Raw genomic sequence first — 26,031 nt, 5'->3', positions numbered from 1 at the left:
GCCTGTAGTAAAGCGGCTTTTTCTTTCTAAATTCGGGCAGATCTGCTGAGATTGAACATGCTTGTTTCGATAACAATAAAAAACAGGGTCAATTCATGCAGCCAAAACTCAGCCCCATCGATCGCAAGATTCTGCGCCTGCTCCAGCACGACGCCGACCTTTCGGCGGCGGAGATCGCCGAGCGTGTCGAGCTCTCGCAATCCCCTTGCTGGCGGCGTATTCACAAACTTCAGGAAGAAGGGCTGATCGAGCGCACGGTGGCGCTGCTCAATGCGCGCAAACTGGGGCTGGGCATGACTGTCTTCGTTGATATCAAGCTGTCCGGGCACGGCCGGCTCTATCTGGCGGAATTCGAGAAAGCCATCCTTGGCCATCCGGAAGTCATGGAGTGCTACACCATGGCCGGCGGTATGGATTTCATGCTCAAGGTGGTTGCCCAGGATATCGCCAGCTATGAGCGCTTCCTGCGGGACCACCTGTTGCAACTGCCCCACGTGCAGGAGGCTCACTCCAATATCGCCATGAGCACGGTCAAGCACACCACGGAACTGCCGCTCGATTAGCGATACGGGGGACGCGCAGACGCGCAGAATCGATCCAGCGGACTTGCTGAGGGATGAATTCTTTCAATCGGGGAGAGAAAAACGTTTGACTTGCAAATGATAATGATTACTATTGCATCAGCCGGTCGCGAGACCGGCTGGATAAACCAGGAGTCTTAGGTCGGCTCCCGGATTATCTCCTCATCAGGCTAATCACGGTTTTTGACCCGGCTCTTTGGCCGGGTCTTTTTTTTGCTCTGATTGTTGCTTTGGTCCAGCTATCGCTGCTTCAGGCTAATGAAGACTGTGTTGTATCGATGGCGCGCATCATAACAAAACAGCTTGAAACATGACTATTTTTTACCACTCAAATGGCCACCACCCCGATATAAATGGCAATAGGTGTGGATTTTCACTTGAGAATGATTCTCGTATTCACTACTCTGTAGCTGTCATGGACGTTATCTATCGGCTCAAGGAAGAATTTCTATGGAAGACCCGCGGGAGAACATCATGAGTCGCCATCTTACGCCTCTGTTGCATCTGCCCTCCCTCGCAGCACAGGCCCCGGCAGCGCCGCATGTGGTCGAGCTGAGTCGCAGCCTGGCGAAACTGTCCCGGCGTACTCGCCAGGTGTTTCTGCTCAGTCGTCTCGATGACTACTCCTACACGCAGATCGCCAGCCTCCTGGACATCGATATCGCCAAGGTCGAACGCGCCATGGCCCGTGTGTTGCGTCATGCCCAGCGCCACGACTTGCTGCCCGACAGCCCGGTTCAGGACCAGGCCAATCGCTGGTATGTCCATTTGCAAAGCCCGGCGGCGACTGCCAGCCAGCGCATTGAATTTCGCCACTGGCTGGACGCCGACCCGGCGCATCTTTCAGCCTTTCAAGTCAGCGAAAGCGTCTGGCGCCAGCTTCGCGCGCCGGCCGCGCTGCTCGGCGCGTCCGGGTGGCACCACCGCAAAAGGCGCGCCGGGTTGCTCTGGTGCGTGCTGGCCGCTTTCGTCTGCAGCCTGATGATGACTGCCCAAGCCTTCAGCTGATCGGCACGCGATGCCGCGACCGGGCATTGCAGGCCCTCGATCTCATCGGCGTTCGGTGTAAAGTAGCCGCTTCATGCGGCACTTAACGCACACAGGAACGCACCGTGACCCTCACCATCAGCGCCGACTTCGACAGCGGCAACATTCAGGTTCTCGACGCCGGCGACCGGAGCCGCATCCGTCTGGCCATCCGCCCGGACATTCAAAGCCCGCATTTCCAGTGGTTTCACTTCAAGGTCGACGGGCTTGCCGTCGGTGCGCCTCACCATTTCAGCCTGGTCAACGCCAGTGAATCCGCGTTCAAAAACGCCTGGACCGGCTACCACGCGGTGGCGTCCTACGATCACCAGACCTGGTTCCGGGTGCCGTCGAGCTTTGACGGACAAGCGCTGAACTTCAGCCTTGTGCCTGACCAGCCTCAGGCCTGGTTCGCGTATTTCGAGCCGTACAGCCGCGCACGCCACGAGTGGCTGGTGGGGCAAGCACTGCAACAGCCCGACATGCAACTGCTGGCGACCGGCAAGAGTGTCGAGGGCCGCGACCTGCCGTTGTTGCGCAAAGGCGACGGGGCAGCAGGCAAACGCAAAATCTGGATCATTGCCCAGCAGCACCCCGGCGAACATATGGCTCAATGGTTCATGGAAGGCGTGATCGAACGCCTCAAGCAGCACGACGATCCGCAGATCGAACGCCTGCTGGCCGGCGCCGACCTGTACCTGGTGCCGAACATGAACCCCGACGGCGCGTTCCACGGCAACCTGCGCACCAACGCCTGCGGCCAGGACCTCAATCGCGCCTGGCAGGACAGCAGCGAAGAGCGCAGTCCAGAAGTGTTTTTCGTCCAGCAGCAGATGGCGCGGTATGGCGTGGACATGTTCCTCGATGCCCATGGCGACGAGGAAATTCCTTACGTGTTCACTGCCGCCTGTGAGGGCAACCCCGGTTACACCTCACAGCAGGCACAGCTTGAAGCGCATTTCCGGCAGCGGCTGGGGGAAATCACCGTCGACTTCCAGAGCGTCTATGGCTACGAACGCAGCGCACCCGGGCAAGCCAACATGAACCTGGCGTGCAACAGCGTCGGCGAGCGTTACAAATGCCTGTCCTTGACGCTGGAAATGCCGTTCAAGGACAACGATAACGCGCCTGACCCGCAGACCGGCTGGAACGGCAAGCGCTCTGCCCAGCTCGGCAAGGATGTGCTGACAGTGCTGTCGGAAATGGTCCCGATCCTGCGTTGAAACCCACCGCAGCCAATGAAAATGCCCACCTCACGCGTGGGCATTGTTCTGTCGGCCGGCACGTCGAAGCAGCAGCCCGGCCAGCGCCAGCAAGGCCAGCACGACGATCACCAGCCCGTACACATTGCTGGTCGCCAGCAGGCCGAACGTCCTGGCGCTGTAACCCGCCGCCAGGGCCGGCAGGCAGAACGCCAGGTAACTGAGCACCAGAAACGTCGACATCAAGCCGGCTCGTTCATGGGCATGGGCCAGCGGCATCAGCATGCGCAACGCGCCCAGAAAGCCTGCACCAAAGCCGACCCCGGCCACCACGGCGCCGGCAAAGAACACGATCAGCGTGCCGCTGTTGACCGCATACAGGATCACGCTGACGCCCAGGGCCAGGAACACCGCGCCGACCCACAAACCCAGTTCGGGCGCACGCTGGCGCAAGGTGAAGATCGACACCGCCCCGCTCAGGGTCAGCGCCGCGACCGCGATCCCGCCATGCAGCGGCGAATCCGAACCGGTGGCGGCAGCCAGCAGCGATGGGCTCAAGGACAGGAAAAAACCGCCCAGCGCCCAGGCCGCGATATCCACCGGCAAAATCAACCACAACATGCGCCGGGCCTGCACCGGGACGGCCAGAGAAGGTTTGAGGGACTTCAAGGCGCCCGGCATGCGGCTGACCGTTTCCGGGGTGCGCCACAGATAGATTGCCTGAAACACGAACGCCGCCAGCAACACCCAATACGCCAGCAGCAGAGGCAACGGTGCGTAGCTGATCAATAGCGCAGTGCCCAGCGCACCGACCGCCATGCCCAGCATCGGCGCGATACTGTTGATCAACGGGCCTTGATCCCGGTCGGTGTCCAGCAGCGCCGCTCCCAGCGCCCCGGCGGCCAGCCCGGTCGCAAAGCCCTGCACCAGCCGTGCCCAGATCAGCCAGTGAGCATCGCTGGCACAGATGAACAGCAGCATGGAACCGATCTGCAGCAGCAAGGCGGCGAAGATCACCGGGCGCCGACCCAGATGGTCCGACAGCGAGCCACCGGTCAGCAGCGCCACCAGCAGGCTTCCGGCATACACGGCGAACACCAGCGCCAGCGTACCGGAGGAGAAGCCCCACGCCAGCTGGTACAAGTGATACAACGGGGTCGGCGTGCTGGAGGCAGCAAAGAAACTCACGGTCGTGAATGCCAGGAAGCCCAGCGCCCCGCGCTGCCGCACCGCGCTGGATGGGTACTGCACTGAATCGGACATGGGTAGACTCTCCTCACAGGCAATGGCCTTGCCGACAATCACCAGATGTATGATCTGCAAAAGCTAAATCTTAGCTTTTTGAAGTGTGCAACCTGACGGCGCTTAAAGCAAATACTTTGTGTTAAGGTCCCCGCATGACCATCAAAGAACCCCTCCGCACGGGCGGTCGCAGCGCTCGTGTGCAGCAATCCATCCATCGCGCCGTTCAGGAACTGTCCGCCGAACAGCCACGTTCGGAACTCAGCGTGCCGCTCATTGCCGCCCGTGCGGGCGTGACGCCCTCGACCATCTATCGGCGCTGGGGTGACCTCACGACGCTCCTGGCGGACGTGGCGGTGGAACGTTTGCGCCCCGACGCCCCCATCGACCGTGGCAGCCTGGAACAGGACCTGCTCACCTGGAGCGAGATGTACCTGGACGACATGTCCTCGACGCCAGGCCGGGAAATGATGCGCGATGTCGCGGCCAGCCAGAGCGGCTGTCAGGGCAAATGCGCAATCATCATTCGTGAACAGTTGCAGACCATCATTGATCGCGCTCTGACCCGAGGTGAATCCTCACCCACGGCGGATCAGCTGCTGGACGCCATCGTCGCGCCGACGATCTATCGCATCCTGTACTCCGAAGCGCCGCCGACACTGGATCAGGTGCATGAATGGGTCGCAACGGTCATTGGGCGCGCTTGAGTCCGCCTTCGCCAGCCAGCCGGCTGCCCAAGAGGCACCGGGGCACAAGTTTGCCGACGACGACTGATGCATAGCCGCTATCATTGCGGCTTTGCGCGCTTACTGGCCCGATCTGACCATGCACACACTCGCAGACCTACGCGCCGGCAAGCTGGCCGGCATCACCCGACTCGACCTTTCTTGCGGCCTGAGCGAATTCCCCAGGGAAATCTTCGACCTGGCCGACTCGCTGGAAGTGCTTAACCTGAGCGGCAACGCGCTAAGCGCCCTGCCTGACGACTTGCACCGACTGGGCAAACTCAAGGTGCTGTTCGCGTCCGACAACCTGTTCACCGAGCTGCCCGCCTGCCTGGGGCGGTGCGAGCAATTGCGTATCGTCGGCCTCAAGGCCAACCGCATCGCGCACGTCCCGGCCCAGGCCTTGCCGCCCAGGCTGGGCTGGCTGATCCTGACCGACAACCGCATTGCCTCGCTGCCCGATGAACTGGGCCGTCGGCCTGAGCTGCAAAAACTCATGCTGGCGGGCAACCGGCTCACGGCCCTGCCCGCCAGCCTTGCCGACTGCCACAAGCTGGAGCTGATCCGCATCTCTGCCAACCGGCTCGACGTATTGCCGCAGTGGCTGCTGAACCTGCCGGCGCTGGCGTGGCTGGCCTACGCGGACAATCCGTTGTGCGGCGAACTGATCGACGGACCCATCCAGCCCGTTGCCTGGCAGGATCTGGAGCTGGGCCGGCGCCTGGGCGAAGGGGCATCCGGCGTCATTGAACAAGCCCGCTGGCGCACCGGCGATACGGACCGGCAAGTCGCCGTCAAGCTGTACAAGGGTGAAGTGACCAGTGACGGCTCACCGCTCAACGAAATGGCGGCGTGCATCGCGGCCGGCGAACATCCACAGTTGATCGGCGTGCTGGGCCGGATTGCCGACCACCCGCAGGGTCAGCAAGGGCTGGTGATGGAGTTGATCGCACCGGCCTTCACCAACCTGGCGGGGCCGCCAAGCCTGGAGTCCTGCACCCGGGATATCTATCCGCAGGGTTTGCGCCTTGAACTGCCGACCCTGCTGCGGCTGGCGACGGGCGTGGCCTCGGTGACCGCACACCTGCACGCCCACCACATCACCCACGGCGACCTGTACGGGCACAACATTCTCTGGCAAGCCGACGGCCGCTGCCTGTTGGGAGATTTCGGCGCGGCAGCATTTCACCCCGATGCCGCCACGGACCGGGAAACCGGCGCGGCGTTGCAACGCATCGAGGTGCGGGCCTTCGGCATATTGCTGGGGGAATTGCTGGAGCGCTGCGACGTGCAGCCGGGCGAAGCATCGCTCATCGCCGCGCTGCATCGGCTGCAGGAACAGTGCACCCAAGCCACCCCGGCCCAACGCCCGTCAATGGGCGATGTCCGGGACCAACTGCACGCCCTGTAGGTGCCAGCTTGCTGGCGAAGCGATTGCCTGGGCGCAGCGGGTGCGCCGCCTGGAAACCGTCTTCGCCAGCAAGCAGGCTCCAGCGGTTCATCGCAGGCAGATCAATCAGCCAGCCAGACCCACGTAGACGTTCTGCACGTCATCATGGTTGTCGATCGCTTCCAGGAAGGCTTCGACTTCGGCCATCTGCTCGTCGGTCAGGCCGTCGACGGTGCTTTTCGGGCGATAGCCCAGCTGCGCCGACTCCACGGTAAAGCCGAACTCAGGCAGCTTCTTGCACACCGCGTCCATGTCGGTCGGCTCGGTGAGGAACAGCGTCGCGCCCCCTTCGCCCGCTTCGCAGTCCTGGGCACCGGCTTCGATGGCGGCCTCGTCCGGATCGGCGTCAGGCGAGGTTGGCACCGCTTCGATCATGCCCTGGTACAGAAAGTCCCAGGATACAGAGCCGGCGGCGCCGAGCTGGCCCTTGCGGAACAGCACGCGAATTTCCGACACGGTGCGGTTGATGTTATCGGTCAGGCACTCGACGATCACCGGTACGCGATGCGGGGCAAAGCCTTCGTAGGTGAGGCGTTCGAAGGTCACGCTCTCGCCCAGCAGACCGGCACCCTTCTTGATGGCGCGTTCCAGGGTTTCGCGCGGCATCGACGCCTTTTTCGCCTGCTCGACGACCAGGCGCAGACGCGAGTTCATGTCAGGGTCGGCACCTGAGCGCGCAGCGATCATGATTTCCTTGGACAGCTTGCCGAAGATACGCCCCTTGGCGTTGGCTGCCGCTTCTTTGTGCTTGACCTTCCACTGTGCGCCCATGTTTTGCTCTCTTGATCCGTAGCACCCCGCCGCCGCCCCCTGCAAGGCAAGCAGGTGGCGGCAATGGCGAGGCGCTGAAAAATGGTTGCCGATGACGACGCGTCGGCGCCGCGCGCATTTTATACGCGCTGGCGGCAGATGAAACCCCCACGGTGCGCTGATCGCGCAAACGCGCGCGGCGGCCGAGGCCTCTGATCGGTGTTTCCACGCTCTATTTTGTAGTCCTTTTCTGAAAAATCCTGCAAGCATGCCGCTGGCCCTTCGCATTTCGTACCCTGCGCACCTTGAATTCCGAGGTGGGAGAACCGCGCATGGGCCACGACCAGCCAATGCCCGTCACGTTGGCGATTGCCGATTGCAGGACGGACCTGAAGGTCATCAGCTTCAAAGGCCAGGATGGCCTGAACGAAGTCTATGGGTACGACATCGATCTGATCAGCACCGACCCGCACCTGAAGATTGCCCAGTGGTCGGGATGCAATGCGTTCCTGTGTTTCGGCGCGCCGGACCATGGCGTTCATGGTCGGGTATGCGCCGCCTCGCAGCGTTATGCGGGCACCTGCCTGAGTCATTACCGCCTCAGCCTGCGGCCGGCCCTGCACCTGCTCGCCCAGCGCCGTCGGCGTCAGGTGCACCGCAACCTGAGCGTACCGGCGCTGATTGCCCGACTGTTGGAAGAACACGGCATCGAAACCTGCGACTACCGCTTCGATCACCTGGTGGGGCTTTACCCGCCCCAGCCGGCGCGGGTGCAGTACGACGAAACCGACCTGCATTTTCTCCAGCGTCTCTGCGAGGAAGAAGGCATCCACTTCCGTTTCGAGCACAGCCGCAGCCGACACGTGCTGGTGTTTGCGGATGACCCGGCAAGTTTCCCCGAGCATCTGCCGGCGCTGCACTTCGACCCCGAAAGCGGCTCTGGTGACGGGACGCCGACGCTCAGGCACCTGGCGCAGGTCTGGTCGTTGCCTGAGGCGCGGGGCGACCGGCCGATGCATATTGCGCACGCTGAGTCTGCACCCCGACCGCGCTTCAGGGACGAGCATCAAGGGCGCGCCATTAACCAGCCGTTCGACGAACCGGCGCAGGCGCAATCCGGTCTGCAGCGCCAGCGCAGCATCCGCGACCTTGAACGGCTGCGCAGCGAACGGCGTCGGGTACAAGGCCGTAGCAATCGCAGCGACCTGCACAGCGGCCGGATCGTGCTGGTGCTGGACCACCCTGACGCAGTGCTCAACGACCAATGGCTGGTGACCGGTGTCCGGCACGCGGCCAGGCAACTGCAGGTGCTGGAAGGTTTCGATCCTCACGATATTGCAGCCATCGTCGCCAGCGACCTGGTGGACGCCCCGCGCCAGGGTCAGCCCACGCTGGCGCACGGGTATCGCAACGATTTCGATGCGCTGCCCTGGGCGACGGCCTTCCGCCCGCCGCTCAAGCGCCACCGGCCACGGGTGCGCGGTGAACACAGCGCAACGGTGGTGGCCGGTGGCGTCGACCCGCAAGGTCGGGTGCTCATCCGCTACGACTGGGAGCCTGCCCATCCGCCGCGGACCGGCCTGCATGCCCATGTGTTGCGCGGCAACCAGCCCGGCCTCGACCCCCTGCTGCCCGGCGCACGGGTGCTGGTCGCCCACTTCGACGGCGATCCGGACCGACCGGTGATCTGCGGCCTGCTGTCCGGCCCGGCACACGGCGGCGGTCTGCAGCTCCATCTGGACGGTTTGCCGGTCGACACGACACCGCCGAGCCTGGAACTGGGCGCGGGCCAGCGGCTGGCCGTGCAAACCCGGCAGGCACTGACCCTGCACGGCGAACAGGCGATTCTGGAATTGAATGAACAGTGGATCGCGATACGCGGGCCACGCACCGTACACGCCTCACCGCTGACAGACAGTGTCGATGGCCAAGCCACAGGCGAGGATCTGCAGCTGACCGCAAAGCCGGGCTTGCAGGGTCTGCCGCTCGAGCATTGCGTCTGGTACATCGTGCGCATGGCCCAACCCGGACTGGAACATCTGCCACGCCTGAACCCGGACCATATTCTGTACGAGGGCGTCACCGACAAGGACGGTTATCTGGGTCTGACCAGGCAACAGCTCAGGCAGCTGGCGAAGCTGTACAACCTGACGCCGCACACGCTGTGCCTGGTTTATCCGGGCCATTGCCTGACCCTGCACGCCTGGTTCCAGCAGAACTGGACCGAGCAGCAGCGCCGGGCATTCAGGGTCAGCGGCCTTTGAACGCCGGTTCGCGTTTGGCGATAAAAGCGCTCATCCCTTCCTTCTGGTCTTCGCTGGCGAACGCCGCATGGAACACCCGGCGCTCGAAGCGTATGCCTTCCGCCAGACTGACCTCGAACGCGCGATTCACGCTTTCCTTGACCATCATGGCGACCGGCAGCGATTTGGCGGCAATGGTCGCCGCCACGGCCAGGGCTTCGTCGAGCAACCGGTCCACCGGAATGACCCTGGCTACCAGACCCGCCCGCTCCGCTTCCTCGGCATCCATGAGCCGACCGGACAGGCACAGCTCCATGGCCTTGGCCTTGCCGACCGCGCGGGTCAGACGCTGGGTGCCGCCCATGCCCGGCAGCACCCCGAGGTTGATTTCCGGCTGGCCGAACCGTGCGTTGTCACCGGCCAGGATGAAGTCGCACATCAGCGCCAGTTCACAGCCGCCTCCCAGGGCAAACCCGGCCACCGCTGCGATCATCGGCTTGCGCCGCGCCGCCACCCGGTCGCTCTCGACGAACAGGTCGTCCAGGTAAATCTGCGGGTAAGTCAGGTCGGCCATTTCCTTGATGTCTGCGCCTGCGGCGAACGCTTTGCTGGAACCGGTCAGGACAATGCAGCCGATGCCTGGGTCGCGCTCGAAACCGTCCAGCGCATGATTGAGTTCGTCGATCAGCTGCGCGTTCAAGGCATTGAGCGCTTTGGGACGATTGAAGGTCACCAGCGCGACTCGTCCTCGACACTCCGACAGAATCATCTCGTATGTCATTGATGGATATCCTTATTCAACGCTTCAAGCGACGTTATCCCTCTTCAGGACTGTTCTGGAGAACGCCGCCAGGTCTCTGTTTTACAAAGGCTTGGTCAAAGCAATTCGATGGCCATGGCTGTCGCCTCGCCGCCGCCAATGCAGATGGCGGCCACGCCGCGCTTGAGCTGCCGGCGCCGCAAGGCCGAGAGCAGGGTCACCAGGATTCGCGCGCCCGACGCACCGACCGGATGCCCCAGTGCGCAGGCACCGCCGTGAACGTTGACCTTGTCGTGAGGCAGTTCCAGGCGCTTCATCGCCACCAGCGGCACCACGGCAAACGCCTCGTTGATTTCGAACAGGTCCACATCGTCCACCGACCAGCCGGTTTTGCTCAGCAGTCGTTGCATGGCGCCGATGGGTGCGGTGGTGAACAGCCCCGGCTCATCGGCGAACGCGGCATGGCCGACGATCCGGGCCAACGGCGCAAGCCCACGGCGTTGCGCCTCGGACTGGCGCATCAACAGCAGCGCCGCAGCGCCATCGGAGATCGAGCTGGAATTGGCCGCCGTCACGGTACCGCCGTCACGAAAGGCCGGCTTGAGGGTGGGAATCTTGTCCGGCCTGCCCTTGGGCGGTTGCTCGTCCTGGCTGATCCGGCGCTGTTCCTTGCCGACCGTGACGTCCACCGCCACGATCTCGTCGTCGAACCAGCCCTGGGCGATGGCGTCCTGGGCGCGGGTCAACGAGGCCAGGGCAAAGGCATCCTGCGCTTCACGGCTGAAATCATTCTGCTGCGCGCATTCTTCAGCGTAGGTGCCCATCAGGCGACCCGGCTCGTAAGCGTCTTCAAGGCCGTCGAAAAACATGTGGTCGAGCACTCTGCCGTGCCCCATGCGATAGCCGCCCCGGGCGCGATCCAGCAGGTACGGCGCGTTGGACATGCTTTCCATGCCCCCGGCGACCACCACGCCGACGCTGCCGGCCATCAGCAGGTCGTGGGCAAGGATCGCGGTCTGCATGCCGGAGCCGCACATTTTGTTGACCGTGGTGCACAAGGTCACAGTGCTCAGACCGGCACCGAGTGCTGCCTGACGTGCAGGCGCTTGCCCCAGTCCGGCGGGCAACACGCAACCGAACAGCACCTCCTCGACGTCCTGCGGATCGATGCCGGCGCGCTCAACGCAGGCGCGAATCGCCGCCGAACCCAGCCGGGTGGCGCTCAGGCTCTGCAGTTCGCCCTGAAAGCCGCCCATGGGGGTGCGGGCAGCGCTGACAATGACAATCGGGTCTTGCTGATCAAGGGACATGATTTATCTCCTGAAGATTGTTGTTATTGGAGTCAGGTTGATCATCCTTCCGGGCGCGGCGCCAGGCAATGGTCAGATCAGGCAGATTAGCGGGTATTTGAGCGAGGATGCCTGTGAAGGCCATCGGCCGACTGGCGCGACCGGCCGAATCTACGGCCACGGACGTGGTCTGAGCCGGTATCACTGCCCAGCCCGCGGAGCCTTGCCATGCCCAGACATCCGATTCGCGCCCTGTGCGCCGCCGCCCTGCTGCTGGCATTGAGCGCCTGCGCCCTGCTGCCCAATCGCGACCCGCTGAGTATCAATGTGGTGGGGATCGACCCGTTGCCGGGCCAAGGGATGGAAGCGCGCATGGCGGTCAGGTTGCGCTTGCAGAACCCCAACGAGACGGCCATCGATTACAGCGGCGTCGCGCTGGAGCTGGAGGTCAACGATCGGCTGCTGGCCTCCGGGGTCAGCGACCAGCAAGGCCGCATCGGCCGTTTTTCCGAAGCGGTGCTGGTGGTGCCGGTGAGCATCTCGGCCTTCGCGGCGTTGCGCCAGGCAGTAGGCCTGACGCAGAGCGGCCGCCTGGACAATCTGCCCTACACCCTGCGCGGCAAACTGGCTGGCGGGGTCTTCGGCACCCTGCGCTTCGAAGACAGCGGCACTCTGAGCCTGCCGCAGGGCTATGGCAGCCACTGGTAGTCAGGTCGGCGGGCTAGCGGGCCGCCGCCATCAGCCGATTGACTTCACTGCGCACCATGTTGGCGTATTCGGGCGGGCTCATGCCGTCCAGTTCCGAACGGACCCATTCAGACCATTTGCCCTTGCGCTTGGCCCGCTCGCCCATCAGCCGCGCGGCCTCGCCCTTGGCCTTGCCCAGATTGCTCTGCCACAGGTCGAACAAGCGGGATTTTTCGTCTTCGATAGCGGCACGTTCAGGAAGCGGCCGATTGGCCAGATTGAAACTCATAGCGATCACCTACTGCTAAAAAACCGGCTGCATCTTACACCCGTGCGGGCCACTGCCGGATGGAAACCTGAACCAAAACGCTGCGGTGTCGACAGCCGTGCAACTTTTTCGGCACCGCTGAACTCCATTGGTCACTACTGCCGTCAATTGAAGGAAAACACCATGACCCGTAAAACCACCGCCCAGACCGCCGCCGATCAGATCAAGGACCAGGCGTTCAGCGAACTTCAGGCATTGATCGAAGAATCGGACAAATTGCTCAAGGACAGCTCCACCCTGGTGGGCGAAGAGGCGGAAACCCTGCGTGCGCAGGTCAGCCTGAAACTGCGTCAGGCGATGGAGTCGGTTGCCAGCGTGCGCGAGCGCACCAAGCCTGTGGTCGAAGCCACCGAAACCTACATCGGTGTACACCCATGGCAGACCGTTGCCGCGTCGGCCGGATTTGGCCTGGTGGTTGGCTTGCTGCTGGGCCGTCGTTGATCGGCCGCCGCTGAGGCCAGGCAAATGCGGACCGTGAAGGCCCGCATTTGCGAGTGTCTACTCGTTGCGCTGAATCACCGATGGCGACGTGAAGCGGTGCGATTTCGCCACCTTGGCCTGCAAGGCGACCAACTGCTCCTGGGCCTGGGCGTCACTCTCATAAGGGCCAAGCAACATCTGTTGCTTGCCGTCGATGACCACGATCACCGGCGCATAGCCGCGTTCGAGCAACCAGGCGCTGGTGTCGCTGACTGCTTCCCTGGAGTTCATCTGGATGAACCATTTCGGCCCGGCCACCTCGGAAACAGGGACCTGCGGCGCCGCCGTGCTCTGTGAAGCCTGCTGCGGCGAGGGCTGAGACTGTGCAGATTTGGAACCGCCTGCATCGCATCCGGCCAGTGCCAGTACTGCCATGATCATTACCGTCTTGCGCACGAAAGTCTGCTCCTGGTTTGAAGTGGCGCGAGTCTAGCACCGCCGCCCGGCGCTGTGCCCTGCTGCGTCGTGGTGACGCACGGCCAGTCCGGCCATCACGGCGCCACGCAGCCCCGAAGGCCGGGGGTGCGACCCTGGCGGCGATCCTGTAATCAAATATTTCATTATCAGGAAAACCGGCGATGAACGCCGACACAGTCATGAACCCGCTTTATCACCGGCTATGCTGACGGCTGGCGTTACTGCCGTGGTGTTGAATAACAGGAGTCAGTCAATGTGCAGTCGCAATCCGCTTCATTGCATCATTCCGCCCTATATCCTGGAGCATATGGCGCTTTCCGGCGAAGGGCCGCTGAGTGCCCGCGCCCTTGCCAACCTCACCAGCAGCTCGGCCTTCGTCGCCTCACGCCTGACCGCCCGCGTCATGCCGACCATGCTGGCGGTGCAATCGCCGGATGGCGGCAAGCACCGCATGGTCTATGACGCGCAAGGCACCGACAACCTGCCGGGCACGCTCAAGCGTTCCGAAGGCGAGCAAGCGACCGGCGATGCCGCGCTAGACGAAGCCTTCGACGGATCGGGTGACGTCTACGACTTTTATCTGGAACTGTTCGAGCGCAATTCCCTGGATGACGCCGGCATGAGCCTGGTGTCCACGGTGCATGTGGCGGAGGTTGGCTTCGACGGCGAGGCGGTGCCGCTCAATAACGCCTATTGGAACGGCAGCCAGATGGCCTACGGTGACGGCGACGACATCGTGTTCAAGCGCTTCACGGGCAGCCTGGAAGTGATCGGTCACGAATTGACCCACGGCGTCCAGGCCTTCAGCTCCAACCTGGAGTATCAGGGGCAATCCGGGGCCCTGAATGAACACTTCGCCGATGTGTTCGGCATTCTGGTCCGCCAGTGGAAAGACGGCACCAGCGCCGAGCAGTCCAGCTGGCTGATCGGCAGCGAGCTGCTGGTCCCGGCCCCGACACGACGCGGGATTCGCGACATGGAATTCCCTGGCACGGCGTACACTGACGACCCTGAGCTGGGCGACGATCCACAGCCGGCGCACATGGCCGACCTGTACACCGGTGCCAAGGATCGCGGCGGCGTGCACATCAACTCCGGCATCCCCAACCGCGCGTTCGTCCTGGCTGCCAAGGCACTGGGCGGCAATGCCTGGGACATCGCGGGCCGAATCTGGTATGAAACCATGCTGCAACTGCCGGCGGACTGTCAGTTCGTGGAGTGCGCCAGGACCAGCATCAAGGTGGCCGGCGACCCGCGCTTCGGTGCAACGGCGAAAAAGGCGGTCCAGGCGGCTTGGAAAAAGGTCGGCATGACCGTTTGAACCACAAGAGGCCTGCCCCATGAAAGTCTGTCTAGTGCAATCCGGTGGTTTCGTCGGCGCCATCCGGCGCTGCGAGGTCGATACCACCACCCTGGAAGCGCCGGAAGCCGAAACGGTCCGGCGGTTGGTGGAAGAAAGCGGATTGCGCCAGTCCGGGCAGGCGTTGTCGGACCAGGCAGCCGACCTGAAGCAGTACGAACTGACCATCGAGGATGAGACTCGCGCCATCTGCCTGACCTTCGATGACCACAACGTGCCCCAGTCCGCCAGGCAACTGCTGGGCTACCTGCAAAAACGCGCGATGCCGGGAAAAAAAACCTTGTAGGGGCCAGCCTGCTGGTGAAGGGCCTGCCCCGACGGTACCTCCACCGCGTCGGCACCGCGCTATTCGCCAGCGAGGTGGCTGCTGGGGAAATCGCAGCGACTTCGACATAATGGCGCAATGACACTGGAACGACCGCGTTCGCCTGCGGTCCATCCTTCATCCGGCCGTGCCTGGCCGTGACACATAAAAAAATGCCTTCGTAACGTGAAGCAGGTATCGTTCCGTGCCGCGCGGCAGCACAACCCACAACAGCATCAACGGCGTCCATGACCACTGAGCATTCCCCAGCCCATTCTCAAGGCCTGATCATTTGCGAGCATTGCGACTCGCTCTATGAAGCAGTGCCGCTCAAGCCCGGTGAGTCGGCCCATTGCCTGCGTTGCCACGCCTTGCTGGGGCGCGGGCACCGGCTGAGCATCGAACAGCTGCTGGCGCTCACCGTGGCTGCGGCGCTGCTGTTTCTGTTCGCCAACCTGTTTCCGGTGATCAGCATCAATATGAAAGGCCTGACCAACGAAGTGACGCTGTGGCAATCGGTCGAAGCCCTGGCCCAGGGGCGCATCACGCTGATCGCGCTGGTGGCCGGACTGTCGATCATCTTTGCCCCGCTGTTGCAGATCGCCCTGCTCTTCTGGGTGCTGTTGCACGCTCAGCAAGGCGTCGTCGCTCCGGGCTTCAAGACGTGCATGCGAGCGCTGGAGCACCTGCGGCCCTGGAGCATGCTGGAGGTGTGCATGCTCGGCATCCTGGTGGCGATCATCAAGCTGTCGGGGATGCTCGATGTGCACCCCGGCGTCGGCCTGTGGGCCATGGCCATGCTCATGGTGCTGATTCTGCTGATCGCCAACCGCGACATTCGCCGCCTGTGGGATGAACTGGGAGTACGTCCTTCATGAACGGCGTTCCCTTTGCAGGCGAAAGCCGGCTGTGCCTGTGCCATATCTGCGGCTATGCCTGTGATGAAGGCGTCAGCCAGTGCCCGCGCTGCGATTCGGCTGTGCACCGACGCAAGCCCGACAGCATCAGCCGCACCTGGGCATTTCTGATCGCCGGGCTGATTTTCTACATTCCGGCCAACGTCCTGCCGGTGATGTACACCACGCTGCTGGGCAACAGCAGCCAGAACACCATCATGAGCGGCGTGATCGAGTTCTTCAAAAGCGGCTCGTGGGACATCGCGGTACTGATCTTCATCGCCAGCGTCGTGGTGCCCTGCGTGAAATTCCTGGTGCTGGGCATGTTGCTGATTACCTGCCAGCGGCGCAGTCGCTGGGCAATGGTCGAACGCGCCAGGCTCTATCGCTTCATCGAACTGATCGGCTACTGGTCGATGCTCGATGTGCTGGTCGTGGCGCTGGTGGCGTCTCTTGTGCAGTTTCGTGAGCTCAGCACCATCGAGCCGCGTATCGGCATTCTGTTTTTTGGCTTGGTAGTGGTGATGACGATGTTCGCCGCCATGAGTTTCGATCCCCGGCTTATCTGGGATGCAGAGGTTGAAGATGTCCGACAGTAATTCCCCTTCGACGCCTGCGCGTCCTGAAGTCAAACGGCGTCGTGTGCGCGTCTCGCTGATCTGGCTGGTGCCGATCGTGGCGGCGGTGATCGGCCTGTCCATGGCTTTTCACGACTGGATGAACCTCGGCCCGCGGATCACCGTGAGTTTCCTGACGGCCGAAGGCCTGGAAGCCAACAAGACCCAGGTCAAGTACAAGAACGTGGTGATCGGCATGGTCACCGAGATCAGCCTGAGCGACGACCGCACCCACGTGCTGGCCACCATCGAACTGAACAACAGCGCGGGACCGTTCACGCGGGTCGACAGCCAGTATTGGGTGGTGCGCCCGCGCATCGGCGCCCATGGCGTGTCCGGCGTGGATACGCTGTTGTCCGGCGCGTTCATCGGCGCCGACGCCGGCAACTCGGAAGACACCAAGACCGACTTCACCGGCCTGGAAACCCCGCCGCCGGTGACCTTCGGCGAAAAGGGCAAGCGTTTCACGCTGCACACCGACGACCTCGGCTCGCTGGACATCGGCTCGCCGGTGTACTTCCGCCGTATCCAGGTTGGCCAGGTGGTGTCCTACAACCTGTCCCAGGACGGCAAGGGCGTCGATCTGCAGATTTTCATCAACTCGCCCAACGACCAGTTCATCACCACCGACACCCGTTTCTGGAACGCCAGCGGCGTCGATGTCACGGTCGGCGCCACCGGCCTGAAGGTCAATACCCAGTCGCTGACCTCGATCCTGTCCGGCGGCATCGCCTTCCGGGAACCCAACTGGAGCCCGGACGCAGTGCCCGCCGAGGAGAACGCCGAGTTCAAGATCTTCGACGATCAAGCCACTGCCATGGCGCCGCCCGACGGCGAGCCTATTTACGTGCGCATGCGCTTCAATCAGTCGCTGCGCGGCATGGCAGTCAATTCGCCGGTGGAATTCGTCGGCGTCAATATCGGCCGCGTGGTATCGGTTGACTTGGACTATGACCCGGCCACCAAGACCTTCCCTGGCATTGTCGGCGCAGTCATTTACCCCGACCGATTGGGCATCGCCCAGGCCAAGATCGAGGAACTGGCCGGCACCGGCAGCGAAGAGGAGAAATCCGCCAGGGTGCTGGGCATGTTCGTCAACGCCGGGCTGCGCGCCCAGGCCCGTACCGGCAACCTGCTCACCGGCCAGCTGTACGTCGCGCTGGATTTCGACCCCAAGGCGAAAAAGATCGCCTTCAATCCCAAGGCACGCCCAATGGAAATCCCGACCGTACCGGGTAGCTTTGACAAATTGCAGGAGCAATTGCAGGCGTTCGTCGACAAGGTCAGCCGCTTGCCTCTCGATGAACTGGCCGGCAACCTCAACGGCAGCCTGAGCGAGTTGCAGAAAACCCTCAAGCAGGTCAACGGCACAGTGCTGCCGCAGATGCGTGGCACGTTGCAGCAGGCGCAGAAAACCCTCGGCACGGCCAATGACGCACTGGGCGAAGATTCTCCAGGGCGCCAGCAGTTGGGCCAGGCCATGGAAGAAGTGCAGCGTACCGCACGCTCGGTGCGGGTACTGACCGACTTCCTCAGCCGTCATCCCGAAGCGCTGATTCGCGGCCGCACCAGCGAGGCGGCGCCGCGCTCGTTCAACGCTCCCTCGTCGTCCCGTGCCATTGAACTGGAACCCAACCCATGAACCTGCGCCTTACCTCCATCCTGTTGGCCGCCACCCTGGGCCTGGCCGCCTGTTCGTCACCGCAGACCCGCTACTACACGCTGATCGCCCCGATGAGCGAGGCCGGGTCTTCGTCCGGGCAACCGGCTGCGTTCCAGTTCGAGATGCTGCCGGTGCTGATGCCGGTCCAGGTCGACCAGCCGCCGCTGGTGGTGCGCCAGGGCAACGGCAGCCTGGGTATCCTTGATACCGAACGCTGGGGTTCGCCGCTGGGTGACGAATTCCACGACGCACTGACCGCCCAGCTTGAACAGCGCTTCGGCGGCCGTGACATGGCCGGGCTGCCCAAGGACAGCGGGCGCCCGGTCATGTCGGTGCGCACCGACGTGCGTCGCTTCGAATCGGCACCGAACAACTATGCGTTGATCGACGTGGTGTGGACGCTGAGCCTGCGCAACGGCGACGCGGTGGCCGGCAGCAAGCGCGCCAACCTCACTTGCAGCAGTGTCATCAACGAGCCGGCCGGTGAAGGCATGGACAACCTGATCGTCGCCCACCAGCGGGCTGTCGCCAAACTGGCGGACGCCATTGCCGATACCGCCGACCGATGGAGCCGCAACACCGGCGCACGCTGTCGCTGAACCGATTTGGCCCTGATCCGGCGTCAGGGGGGAACGGCGTCTTGACCTGAAACTGGCGCCGCCTGTCGCCCGCTTGGCGCGAAGGACTCTCATCAAGGTCAAAGTAGTAGCTAAATCGGTACAAGTTCGTACAACTCCGTACCACTTCATCGTTGCGTTTGGGTACAATGTGCCATCATCCAACAGGGTGCCGGGCCGATTGTGTAGACATGTTGTAGGCGCACCTTTTCCCTCTGTCGCAGGCTTTCAAGTCGGCGCCGGGTGCGCCTGTTCTTCCCTTGAAGTCGATGTTGCCGGCGTGCGGCCGACGAGCAATTTTTCAGGAGTGACGAATGACTGGTATAGGCCCCCGGCTCAAGCGAGAAAGGCTGAGGCTGAAACTCTCACAAAGCGCAATGGGCGCCATCGGTGGGGTCGAGACCAACGCCCAGGGCAATTACGAGAACGGTATCCGCTCGCCTCGGGCCGACTACCTTTCCCGCATCTCCGCCGCAGGTGTCGACGTCACCTATGTGGTGACCGGCTTTAGCCGGGAACGCTCGATCTCTTCCAATGAAACGCTGCCCCTCGACAGTCCGGAACTGCTCAACCTGGCCATCAATCGCCTGCACGGCAGCCTGCACGAAGTGACCCAGAATCTTTATCACATGGCTCGCCTGGTAGATGCGCGCAGTCAGGGCGCCGATGCCGACAAGTCGCAACTGGAACACATCAAGGTCGATGCCGAAGCCATCACCATCGCGGCCGTGCGGTTGATCTACATGACGTCACGGTTGATCTGAGCCCTTTCGGTCAGCCGCGTGGCGGCCGATACGGCGCCTGCGCCCAATGCGACTATGCTCAAGGGTTGTCAAGCGAGCGCTCCCGACGCCGGGCCTTTTCGTCCAATCCGTGATGAGCCTTGGACGCCTCACACCGTTGCCCGACTTGCAGTGCAGGATCCTCGCATCCTCAATCTGCCACGACAGGTAACGACTCATGAACACCCTGGATCTTCAAGCGCTCAAGGAGCGCCAGCGCGAAGCCTGGAGCAGCGGCGACTACGCCCTGATCGGCACCACCCTGGCCATCACCGGCGAACTGTTGGCCGAGGCCTGCGACCTGCGTTACGACGAAACCGTGCTCGACGTCGCGGCCGGGAACGGCAACGCCACGCTGGCGGCGGCGCGACGGGGCTGTGTGGTCACCTCCACCGATTACGTCTGCGGGCTGCTGGAACGAGGTCGGGAACGCGCCCGGGCCGAGCATTTCGATGTGACCTTCCTGGAAGCCGACGCGGAAAACCTGCCTTATGAGGACGCCAGTTTCGATGCGGTGTTGTCGACTTTCGGCGTCATGTTCACGCCTGATCAGGTCCGCGCTGCGGCACAGCTCTCCCGGGTTTGCCGTCCGGGCGGTCGCATCGGCCTGACCTGCTGGACGCCGGAGGGCTTCATTGGCCAGATGTTCAAGGTGCTGGGCCGCTACGCACCGCTGCCCGCCGGGGTCGCTTCGCCCTTGCAATGGGGAGTCGAATCCCACCTGCAGAAATTGTTCGGCGCCGATGCCCACGCCATCGACACGACACTGCGCCAGTTCAACTTCCGCTATCGCTCGCCCGAGCACTTCGTGGATATCTTCCGTCGCTGGTACGGTCCGGTGCACAAGGCGTTCGGCAGGCTGGAGGAAGAACAGGCCAGTGCATTGCAGACCGAGCTGATCGAACTGATTTCGCGCATGAATCGAGCCGGGCCTGACTCGTTGGTGGTGCCGTCGGATTATCTGGAGGTGGTGGTTCGCCGGGCTTGACGGGCTTGAGTTCGCCTTCGCCAGCAAGCGGGCTCCTACAGGCATTCGATGCAATTGTAGGTACCCGCTTGCTGGCAAAGCGGCGAGCCGGGACTGTCAGCGGCGTTTCATGCGGTCGATGATGACCGCCAGCAAAAGAATCGTGCCGCGAATCACATATTGGTAGAAGGTGTCGATGTTCTTCAGGTTCATGGCGTTTTCGATGATCGCCAGAATCAACACCCCGGCGATGACGTGGCGGATCATGCCGATCCCGCCGCTGAGCGAGACGCCACCCAGCACGCAGGCGGAAATCACCGTCAGCTCGAAGCCCTGGCCGATCATCGGTTGGCCCGAGGTCATGCGCGAAGCGAGGATCACCCCGGCCAATGCGCCGATCAAGCCGTGGACGGCAAAGATGATGATCTTGGTCCGATCCACGTGTACGCCCGCCAGCAACGCCGCTTCCTGATTGCCGCCGATGGCCATGGTGTTGCGGCCGTAAGTGGTGTAGTTGAGCAGCCAGCCGAAAAACACGAAGCAGGCGATGGTGATCAGGATCGGCACCGGCACGCCGTACAGCTGGCCGTTGCCGAACACGAAGAAGTCTTCGTTGGACACCCCGACCGCCTTGCCGTTGGAGAAGATGTAGGCCAGGCCGCGCACGATCTGCATGGTCGCCAGGGTCGTGATCAGCGCGTTGATGCGCAGTTTGGCGATCACGATGCCGTTGATCAGGCCCACCACCACACCCATCGCCAACGCTGCGCTCACGCCCAGCACCACGCTGTCGGTGTCACGGATGACAATGCCGGCGATGACCCCCGCACAGGCGATCACCGAACCGACCGACAGGTCGAAGTGGCCGGACGCCAGGCAGTACAGCATGGTGCAGGCGGCAATGCCGACGGTGGAAATCGCCAGCCCCAGGCCGCGCATGTTCAATGGCGACATGAAGTTATCGATGAATACGGCACAGAGCACAAAGATGCACAATGCCGCCAGCAACATGACCCATTCATCGACGAACCGGCGCAGGTTCAAGCCCTGGCGGGGAGCCCGCAGGCTGGTTTCGGTAGACATACGCACCTCTTTCTTATTGTTCATGGTCGCAGACCGTGTTTAGCCGCGCGTGCGTGGCAAAGCCAGTTGCAAGAGTCGCGACTCGTCAGCCTCGTCGCGGTTGAGTTCACCGGTGATGGCGCCTTCGCTCATTACCAGAATCCGGTCCGAAATCCCCATCACTTCCATCAGGTCGCTGGACACCACGATCACTGCGATGCCCTGTTCGGCCAGGTTATGGATGATCTGGTAGATCTCGGATTTGGCGCCGATGTCGATGCCACGGGTCGGTTCGTCCAGCAGCAACACTTTCATCGGCATCGACAGCCAGCGGCCGAGAATGGCCTTCTGCTGGTTGCCGCCTGACAGGTACATGATCTGTTGCTCGGGATTGGGCGTCTTGACGTTCATCGACTGAATCTGTTCGCGCGCGTTGTCGCGCTCCCAGCGGCCCTGAATCAGGCAGCCCAGGTTCACATGGCGAGGCCGCGCGCCAATGTTGATGTTCTCCGCGACACTGGACAGCGGCACGATGCCTTCCTTCTTGCGGTCTTCCGGGCACAGCAGTATTCCGGCGGCAATGGCGTCGCGGGGAGACTTGAGGTTCAGCGCCGCGCCGTCCAGCTGCAAGGTGCCGGCCTTGATCCGCTCCAGCCCCGACAACAGGCGGAACAGCTCGGTCCGCCCGGCGCCCACCAGGCCGAAGAAGCCCAGCACTTCACCCTTTTGCACGGCAAAACTGACCGGTTCCTGCAGGCCCGGCCCCAGCAGGCCGGTGACCCGCAGGCTCGGGCCTTGATGCGGACGCGCCCGGTAATTGTAGATGTCCTGGATATCGCGGCCGACCATGCAGGTCACCAGCCGGTCGTGATCCAGGTCCGCCATCTGCTCGAAGGTGCGCACGAAACGCCCGTCCTTGAATACCGTGACCGCATCGCAGACGCGAAAGATCTCCTCCATGCGGTGCGACACGTACAGGATCACCCTGCCCTCGTCTCGCAAGCGGACGATGATCGCCATCAACCGATCGATTTCCCGCGCCGAGAGGCTGCTGGTGGGTTCATCGAAGGCGATGACGTGGGCATTGCGCGACATCGCCTTGGCGATTTCCACCAGCTGGCGCTGTCCCAGGGACAAATCGCCCAGCCGCGTGCCCGGATCGATTTCGTCGGCCAGGCCCTTGAGCAATTGACCCGCGCGCCGCAGCAATGCGCCGCGGTTGATCAACCCGAAACGATTGGGCATATGGCCCAGCAGCAGGTTTTCAGCCACGGTCATTTCCGGCACCAGATGCAGTTCCTGGTGGATCACCGCCACGCCTGCCGCGATGCTGTCGGCGGTGGATTTGAAGTGGTGAGTCTGTTCACCGATCTGCAGGGTGCCGCTATTGGGCTGGTAGGAACCGCCCAGGATCTTCAGCAGCGTGGATTTGCCCGCACCGTTCTCGCCCATCAGGGCATGCACGCTGCCCGGCCGCGCTTCGAAACTGATGTCGGACAATGCCTTCACACCGGGAAAGCTCTTGCCGATGCCGTTGAAGCGCAACGCACCGCCCGCCGGTTGTAACTCGATAGCCTGTTGCATGACTCTTCCTCTTCGCCTGGCCCTGCTGGCATGAGTTCGCAGGAATAAGGGGCCTGGAGCCAGGCCCCTTGCTTACCTCACTTCCACAGACCGATCTTGGTCAGCACTTCCTGGAAGTTGGCGCGAGTGATCAGTGTCACGTCGTCCATCGCGGTGTACTTGGGCGGCTCCTTGCCGGTAGTGACCCACAGGAACATCTGGTAGGCCGTGTCGTAGCCTTCCTTGTCCGGGCTGGGCAGCATCGAACCGTGGAAGCCGCTCTGCTTTTTCTTCAACTCATCGATCGCGTCAGTGCCATTGATGCCGATGCCGATGACGTTGGCCGGGGCAAAACCGTTGGAGGCCGTGGCGCGCACGCCGCCGAGCACGGTGTTGTCGTTCATGCCGCCGATGATCAGGTTTTTGGCACTGCCCGGCAATTTCGGAAGCGCCGAACTGGTGGCGTCCATGCTGCCCGGTACGTCGAGGGTTTTCTGCGCCGTGAACAGGATCTGGTTTTCCGGCAGGCCGGCTTTCTTCAGCGCATCCACCGAACCGTCGGTGCGCTTCTTGCCGGTATCCAGTTCGTTGTAGGTGTTGATGATGGCGTAGGTTTCTTTCCAGTCCCAGTTGCGATTCTTCGCCTCGGCGGCCATGGCCTCGCCCTGTTTCTGGCCCACCTCGAAGGCCGCCATGCCCAGGTATGGCACGTCTTCCATGAAGTTGCCCTTGGCATCGACGAAACGGTCATCGACCGCCATGACTTTCAGCCCGTTGGCCTTGGCCTTGGCGACAATCGCCGGGCCCAGGGATACATCCGGCGGGCAGATCACGAAGCCCTTGGCGCCATTGGCAGCCAGGTTATCGATGGCGGCCAGGGTTTTCTCGCCATCGGGAACGGCGATCTTGAGCACTTCGAAACCATGCTCCCGGCCGGCTTTCTCGGCAAAGGCCCATTCGGTCTGGAACCAGGGTTCTTCGGCTTGCTTGACCAGAAAGCCGATCTTCACTTTCTCGGCGGCGAACAGGGCGCCACTGCTGCCCAGAATGGCGGTGGTGACAGCGGCACAACACAGGGAACGAATCCCGTGACGACTCAACATAGCTAACTCCTTATTGTTATTGAATAGCTACAGCGTTCAGCGGTGAGAGGACGGGTGTCGCTCGTCGCCGACCGCAACCCGTGAAATAGTCATACCATATTGCGAAAGGCGGCAATGTAACCGAGTGTCACTCGTGGTAGAGCACTGATCGGCCGCCGTCGATCATGATGCAACTGGCGTTGATGAAAGGTGCTTCATCCGTGGCCAGAAACAGCGCCGTCATTGCCACCTCGACCGGCTGACCGATCCGTCGCGGCGGATGCAGATCAAACGCACGCTGCCGCTCGGCCTGAGGATCATCGAAGCCATTCCAGTAATCGACGTTGAGCTGGGTTTCGATATAGCCCGGCGCAATGGCATTCACGCGAATGCCCTTGGGTGCGTATTCGATGCCCAACGCCCTGGTCAACCCCAGCAGGCCATGCTTGGCCACCGGATACGGAAAACAGCCTGGAATGATGTGACTGGAATGGGTCGAGGCGATGTTGATGATGTTGCCCGCGCCCTGCTCGATCATTCTCGGCAGCACGCTGCGACAGCCGTACCAGGCGCCGTCCAGATCGATGGCGAAACAGCGTTTCCAGTCTTCATCGGTCATTTCCAGTGGATCGCGGAACACGTTGACCCCTGCGCAGTTGATCAGCACGTCGACGCGGCCGAAGTGCTCCAGCGCCAGATTGACCATGGCACGCCAGTGATCCTGGCGAGTGACGTCGACGGTGACGGCCTGGACCTCGGCGCCCTGCTCTCGCCAGCGCGCAGCCAGGATTTCCGCCTTGTCGCCCTGCACATCGCTGATCACCAGCCGGGCCTGCTGAGCCTGGAAGCAGGCGACAATGGCTTCGCCGATGCCTTGTGCCGCACCGGTCACCAGCACCACCTTGCCCTTGAGACGCTCGCCGCGTACCGGTTCGGGAGCCGGCGGCAAAGTCAGGGGTAATGCCATGTTCGTTCCTCCTGGAAGCAAGCCACTCGTTCAGCCGGCGAAACGGCGGCTGGGCAAGCCGCTCACCCCGACCTGCGCCTCGAGCACCGCGCCGTCGAACGTGCCATGAGCATCGGCGGGCGCGGCGCTGGTGACGTACAGGGTTTGCAGGTCGGGTCCGCCGAAAACGCAACTCGTCGGATGGCTGACCGGCAGCTCGACGACGCGGTCCAGGCTGCCATCCGGCGCAAAACGCAGCAAACAGGCGCCGCCCCATCGGGCGTTCCACACATAACCATCGGCGTCCATGGCCGAGCCGTCCGGCGAACCGCGTGACTGCCGGTCGGCCCAGATCGAGCGCTCGCCTAGACTGCCGTCGGCCTGCAGCGGATAACGATAGATGACCTCGTCCAGTGTGTCGGCGCAGTAGAGTTCGTCCCCCGCCGCGTTCCACAGTAACGTGTTGACGATGCCCTGGCCTTCCAGCAAGCGGGTCACGCTGCCGTCGCCCTCGACACGGGCCAGCGCGCCGGAACGCCGGGTCAGCGGCAAGTCACCGCCGTGGGCATCGAGGTTGTTCTGCATGCTGCCGACCCACAGCCGGCCCTGGTCGTCGCAGCGGGCTTCGTTGGCGCGATTGCCCGGCGTCGGGTCGGCCACGCACAGGCGTTGCAGGCTTACCGTCGGGGAATCCAGGTCGAGGCGATAGACACCGCTGGCCAGCGTCACCAGTGCGTCGCCACGCTCGGTAGGAATGAATGCGGAAACCGGCTCAGGCAGACGCCATTGGCGGTATTGGCCCTCGACCAGTCGGCAAGCCAGACGTGCGGCGATGTCGACCCAGTACAGGGTTTGTTGCGGGCCGTCCCAGAACGGGCCTTCGGCCAGCATGAAACGGTGCTCGGAAACCGGCGACCATTGCATGGTGATGTCCTTTTTTATTGTTGTAGGGCACGCGTCATCGTCCCCGTTGGCGGCGACTTGCGTTCATG

At 62.8% G+C, this 26,031-nt stretch carries 27 protein-coding genes; 16 read left to right on the top strand and 11 right to left on the bottom strand.

Annotated elements, in window-relative coordinates:
- Positions 1-95: 95 nt before the first annotated feature.
- From EGJ27_RS19580 to EGJ27_RS19570, 3 genes are all read left to right on the top strand, one after another.
- Positions 96-563, top strand: coding sequence for an Lrp/AsnC family transcriptional regulator (locus EGJ27_RS19580; RefSeq protein ID WP_125832388.1), 468 nt, complete (start codon positions 96-98; stop codon positions 561-563).
- Positions 564-1,055: 492 nt separating this feature from the next.
- Positions 1,056-1,589 (top strand): DUF4880 domain-containing protein, encoded by a 534-nt coding sequence (locus EGJ27_RS19575; RefSeq protein ID WP_125832387.1) that lies wholly within the window; start codon positions 1,056-1,058, stop codon positions 1,587-1,589.
- A gap of 104 nt (positions 1,590-1,693) precedes the next feature.
- A complete protein-coding gene (locus EGJ27_RS19570) occupies positions 1,694-2,830 on the top strand; it encodes a M14-type cytosolic carboxypeptidase (RefSeq protein ID WP_125832386.1) in 1,137 nt (378 codons plus the stop codon).
- 30 nt (positions 2,831-2,860) lie between these two features.
- On the opposite strand, the gene EGJ27_RS19565 is transcribed toward EGJ27_RS19570, so the two are convergent.
- Positions 2,861-4,072, bottom strand: coding sequence for an MFS transporter (locus EGJ27_RS19565; RefSeq protein WP_125832385.1), 1,212 nt, complete (start codon positions 4,070-4,072; stop codon positions 2,861-2,863).
- Positions 4,073-4,206: 134 nt separating this feature from the next.
- On the opposite strand from EGJ27_RS19565, the gene EGJ27_RS19560 reads away from it, so the two are divergent.
- Both EGJ27_RS19560 and EGJ27_RS19555 read left to right on the top strand, forming a co-directional pair.
- Positions 4,207-4,758, top strand: coding sequence for a TetR/AcrR family transcriptional regulator (locus EGJ27_RS19560; protein WP_125832384.1), 552 nt, complete (start codon positions 4,207-4,209; stop codon positions 4,756-4,758).
- A 118-nt stretch (positions 4,759-4,876) separates the two neighbouring features.
- Entirely contained in the window at positions 4,877-6,187 is a 1,311-nt protein-coding gene (locus tag EGJ27_RS19555) for a leucine-rich repeat-containing protein kinase family protein (protein WP_125832383.1), read from the top strand.
- Between the two features lie 105 nt (positions 6,188-6,292).
- On the opposite strand, the gene EGJ27_RS19550 is transcribed toward EGJ27_RS19555, so the two are convergent.
- Entirely contained in the window at positions 6,293-6,997 is a 705-nt protein-coding gene (locus EGJ27_RS19550) for a YebC/PmpR family DNA-binding transcriptional regulator (RefSeq protein ID WP_125832382.1), read from the bottom strand.
- A 329-nt stretch (positions 6,998-7,326) separates the two neighbouring features.
- Here EGJ27_RS19550 and EGJ27_RS19545 point away from each other — a divergent pair, with 329 nt between their 5' ends.
- The gene (locus tag EGJ27_RS19545) at positions 7,327-9,240 is read left to right on the top strand and encodes a type VI secretion system Vgr family protein (protein ID WP_158619370.1); all 1,914 of its coding nucleotides are present in this window, start codon (positions 7,327-7,329) and stop codon (positions 9,238-9,240) included.
- Here EGJ27_RS19545 and EGJ27_RS19540 read toward each other — a convergent pair.
- Both EGJ27_RS19540 and EGJ27_RS19535 read right to left on the bottom strand, forming a co-directional pair.
- On the bottom strand, positions 9,227-10,000 hold the full coding sequence (locus tag EGJ27_RS19540; RefSeq protein WP_125832380.1) for an enoyl-CoA hydratase: 774 nt from the start codon (positions 9,998-10,000) through the stop codon (positions 9,227-9,229). The genes EGJ27_RS19545 and EGJ27_RS19540 overlap by 14 nt on opposite strands.
- 95 nt (positions 10,001-10,095) lie before the next feature.
- Positions 10,096-11,289, bottom strand: a complete 1,194-nt coding sequence (locus EGJ27_RS19535) for an acetyl-CoA C-acyltransferase (protein ID WP_125832379.1) — start codon at positions 11,287-11,289, stop codon at positions 10,096-10,098.
- A 207-nt stretch (positions 11,290-11,496) separates the two neighbouring features.
- On the opposite strand from EGJ27_RS19535, the gene EGJ27_RS19530 reads away from it, so the two are divergent.
- Positions 11,497-11,976, top strand: coding sequence for an LEA type 2 family protein (locus EGJ27_RS19530; protein ID WP_125832378.1), 480 nt, complete (start codon positions 11,497-11,499; stop codon positions 11,974-11,976).
- 13 nt (positions 11,977-11,989) lie between these two features.
- Here the strand turns inward: EGJ27_RS19530 and EGJ27_RS19525 are convergent, their stop codons facing one another.
- Complete coding sequence (locus EGJ27_RS19525) at positions 11,990-12,244, bottom strand: hypothetical protein (protein WP_125832377.1); 255 nt, start codon at positions 12,242-12,244, stop codon at positions 11,990-11,992.
- A 162-nt stretch (positions 12,245-12,406) separates the two neighbouring features.
- On the opposite strand from EGJ27_RS19525, the gene EGJ27_RS19520 reads away from it, so the two are divergent.
- On the top strand, positions 12,407-12,724 hold the full coding sequence (locus EGJ27_RS19520) for a YqjD family protein (protein WP_125832376.1): 318 nt from the start codon (positions 12,407-12,409) through the stop codon (positions 12,722-12,724).
- Positions 12,725-12,781: 57 nt separating this feature from the next.
- Here EGJ27_RS19520 and EGJ27_RS19515 read toward each other — a convergent pair whose 3' ends face one another.
- On the bottom strand, positions 12,782-13,159 hold the full coding sequence (locus EGJ27_RS19515) for a hypothetical protein (RefSeq protein WP_125832375.1): 378 nt from the start codon (positions 13,157-13,159) through the stop codon (positions 12,782-12,784).
- A gap of 274 nt (positions 13,160-13,433) precedes the next feature.
- On the opposite strand from EGJ27_RS19515, the gene EGJ27_RS19510 reads away from it, so the two are divergent.
- The 8 genes from EGJ27_RS19510 (at position 13,434) to EGJ27_RS19475 (ending at position 20,407) form a co-directional block, all read left to right on the top strand.
- On the top strand, positions 13,434-14,501 hold the full coding sequence (locus EGJ27_RS19510; RefSeq protein WP_125832374.1) for a M4 family metallopeptidase: 1,068 nt from the start codon (positions 13,434-13,436) through the stop codon (positions 14,499-14,501).
- A gap of 19 nt (positions 14,502-14,520) precedes the next feature.
- Positions 14,521-14,826, top strand: coding sequence for a protealysin inhibitor emfourin (locus EGJ27_RS19505; protein ID WP_125832373.1), 306 nt, complete (start codon positions 14,521-14,523; stop codon positions 14,824-14,826).
- 266 nt (positions 14,827-15,092) lie between these two features.
- Entirely contained in the window at positions 15,093-15,722 is a 630-nt protein-coding gene (locus tag EGJ27_RS19500) for a paraquat-inducible protein A (RefSeq protein WP_125832372.1), read from the top strand.
- Positions 15,719-16,339, top strand: a complete 621-nt coding sequence (locus EGJ27_RS19495) for a paraquat-inducible protein A (protein ID WP_125832371.1) — start codon at positions 15,719-15,721, stop codon at positions 16,337-16,339. The genes EGJ27_RS19500 and EGJ27_RS19495 overlap by 4 nt, the downstream gene beginning before the upstream one ends.
- Positions 16,326-17,999 carry an intermembrane transport protein PqiB gene (locus EGJ27_RS19490; RefSeq protein ID WP_125832370.1) on the top strand — a complete coding sequence of 558 codons (1,674 nt, stop codon included), beginning with the start codon at positions 16,326-16,328 and terminating at the stop codon, positions 17,997-17,999. The genes EGJ27_RS19495 and EGJ27_RS19490 overlap by 14 nt, the downstream gene beginning before the upstream one ends.
- A complete protein-coding gene (locus EGJ27_RS19485) occupies positions 17,996-18,619 on the top strand; it encodes a membrane integrity-associated transporter subunit PqiC (RefSeq protein ID WP_125832369.1) in 624 nt (207 codons plus the stop codon). Before EGJ27_RS19490 ends, EGJ27_RS19485 begins: the two co-directional genes overlap by 4 nt.
- A 332-nt stretch (positions 18,620-18,951) precedes the next feature.
- Positions 18,952-19,401: a helix-turn-helix domain-containing protein gene (locus EGJ27_RS19480; RefSeq protein ID WP_125832368.1), complete on the top strand. Its 450-nt coding sequence runs from the start codon at positions 18,952-18,954 to the stop codon at positions 19,399-19,401.
- Between the two features lie 196 nt (positions 19,402-19,597).
- Positions 19,598-20,407, top strand: a complete 810-nt coding sequence (locus EGJ27_RS19475; protein WP_125832367.1) for a class I SAM-dependent methyltransferase — start codon at positions 19,598-19,600, stop codon at positions 20,405-20,407.
- A 96-nt stretch (positions 20,408-20,503) separates the two neighbouring features.
- On the opposite strand, the gene araH is transcribed toward EGJ27_RS19475, so the two are convergent.
- From araH to EGJ27_RS19450, 5 genes are all read right to left on the bottom strand, one after another.
- A complete protein-coding gene (gene araH / locus EGJ27_RS19470) occupies positions 20,504-21,469 on the bottom strand; it encodes an L-arabinose ABC transporter permease AraH (RefSeq protein ID WP_177523059.1) in 966 nt (321 codons plus the stop codon).
- A 39-nt stretch (positions 21,470-21,508) separates the two neighbouring features.
- On the bottom strand, positions 21,509-23,032 hold the full coding sequence (gene araG, locus EGJ27_RS19465) for an L-arabinose ABC transporter ATP-binding protein AraG (protein WP_125832365.1): 1,524 nt from the start codon (positions 23,030-23,032) through the stop codon (positions 21,509-21,511).
- A 77-nt stretch (positions 23,033-23,109) separates the two neighbouring features.
- Entirely contained in the window at positions 23,110-24,114 is a 1,005-nt protein-coding gene (locus EGJ27_RS19460) for a substrate-binding domain-containing protein (RefSeq protein WP_125832364.1), read from the bottom strand.
- Positions 24,115-24,241: 127 nt separating this feature from the next.
- Positions 24,242-25,060: an SDR family oxidoreductase gene (locus EGJ27_RS19455; protein WP_125832363.1), complete on the bottom strand. Its 819-nt coding sequence runs from the start codon at positions 25,058-25,060 to the stop codon at positions 24,242-24,244.
- A 30-nt stretch (positions 25,061-25,090) separates the two neighbouring features.
- Positions 25,091-25,963 (bottom strand): SMP-30/gluconolactonase/LRE family protein, encoded by an 873-nt coding sequence (locus tag EGJ27_RS19450; RefSeq protein WP_125832362.1) that lies wholly within the window; start codon positions 25,961-25,963, stop codon positions 25,091-25,093.
- Positions 25,964-26,031 lie beyond the last annotated feature (68 nt).

Source organism: Pseudomonas sp. v388, assembly GCF_003935425.1.
Classification (GTDB): domain Bacteria; phylum Pseudomonadota; class Gammaproteobacteria; order Pseudomonadales; family Pseudomonadaceae; genus Aquipseudomonas.
The sequence above is the reverse complement of the archived record's forward strand: the minus strand, read 5'-3'. Positions and strand labels throughout refer to the sequence as shown.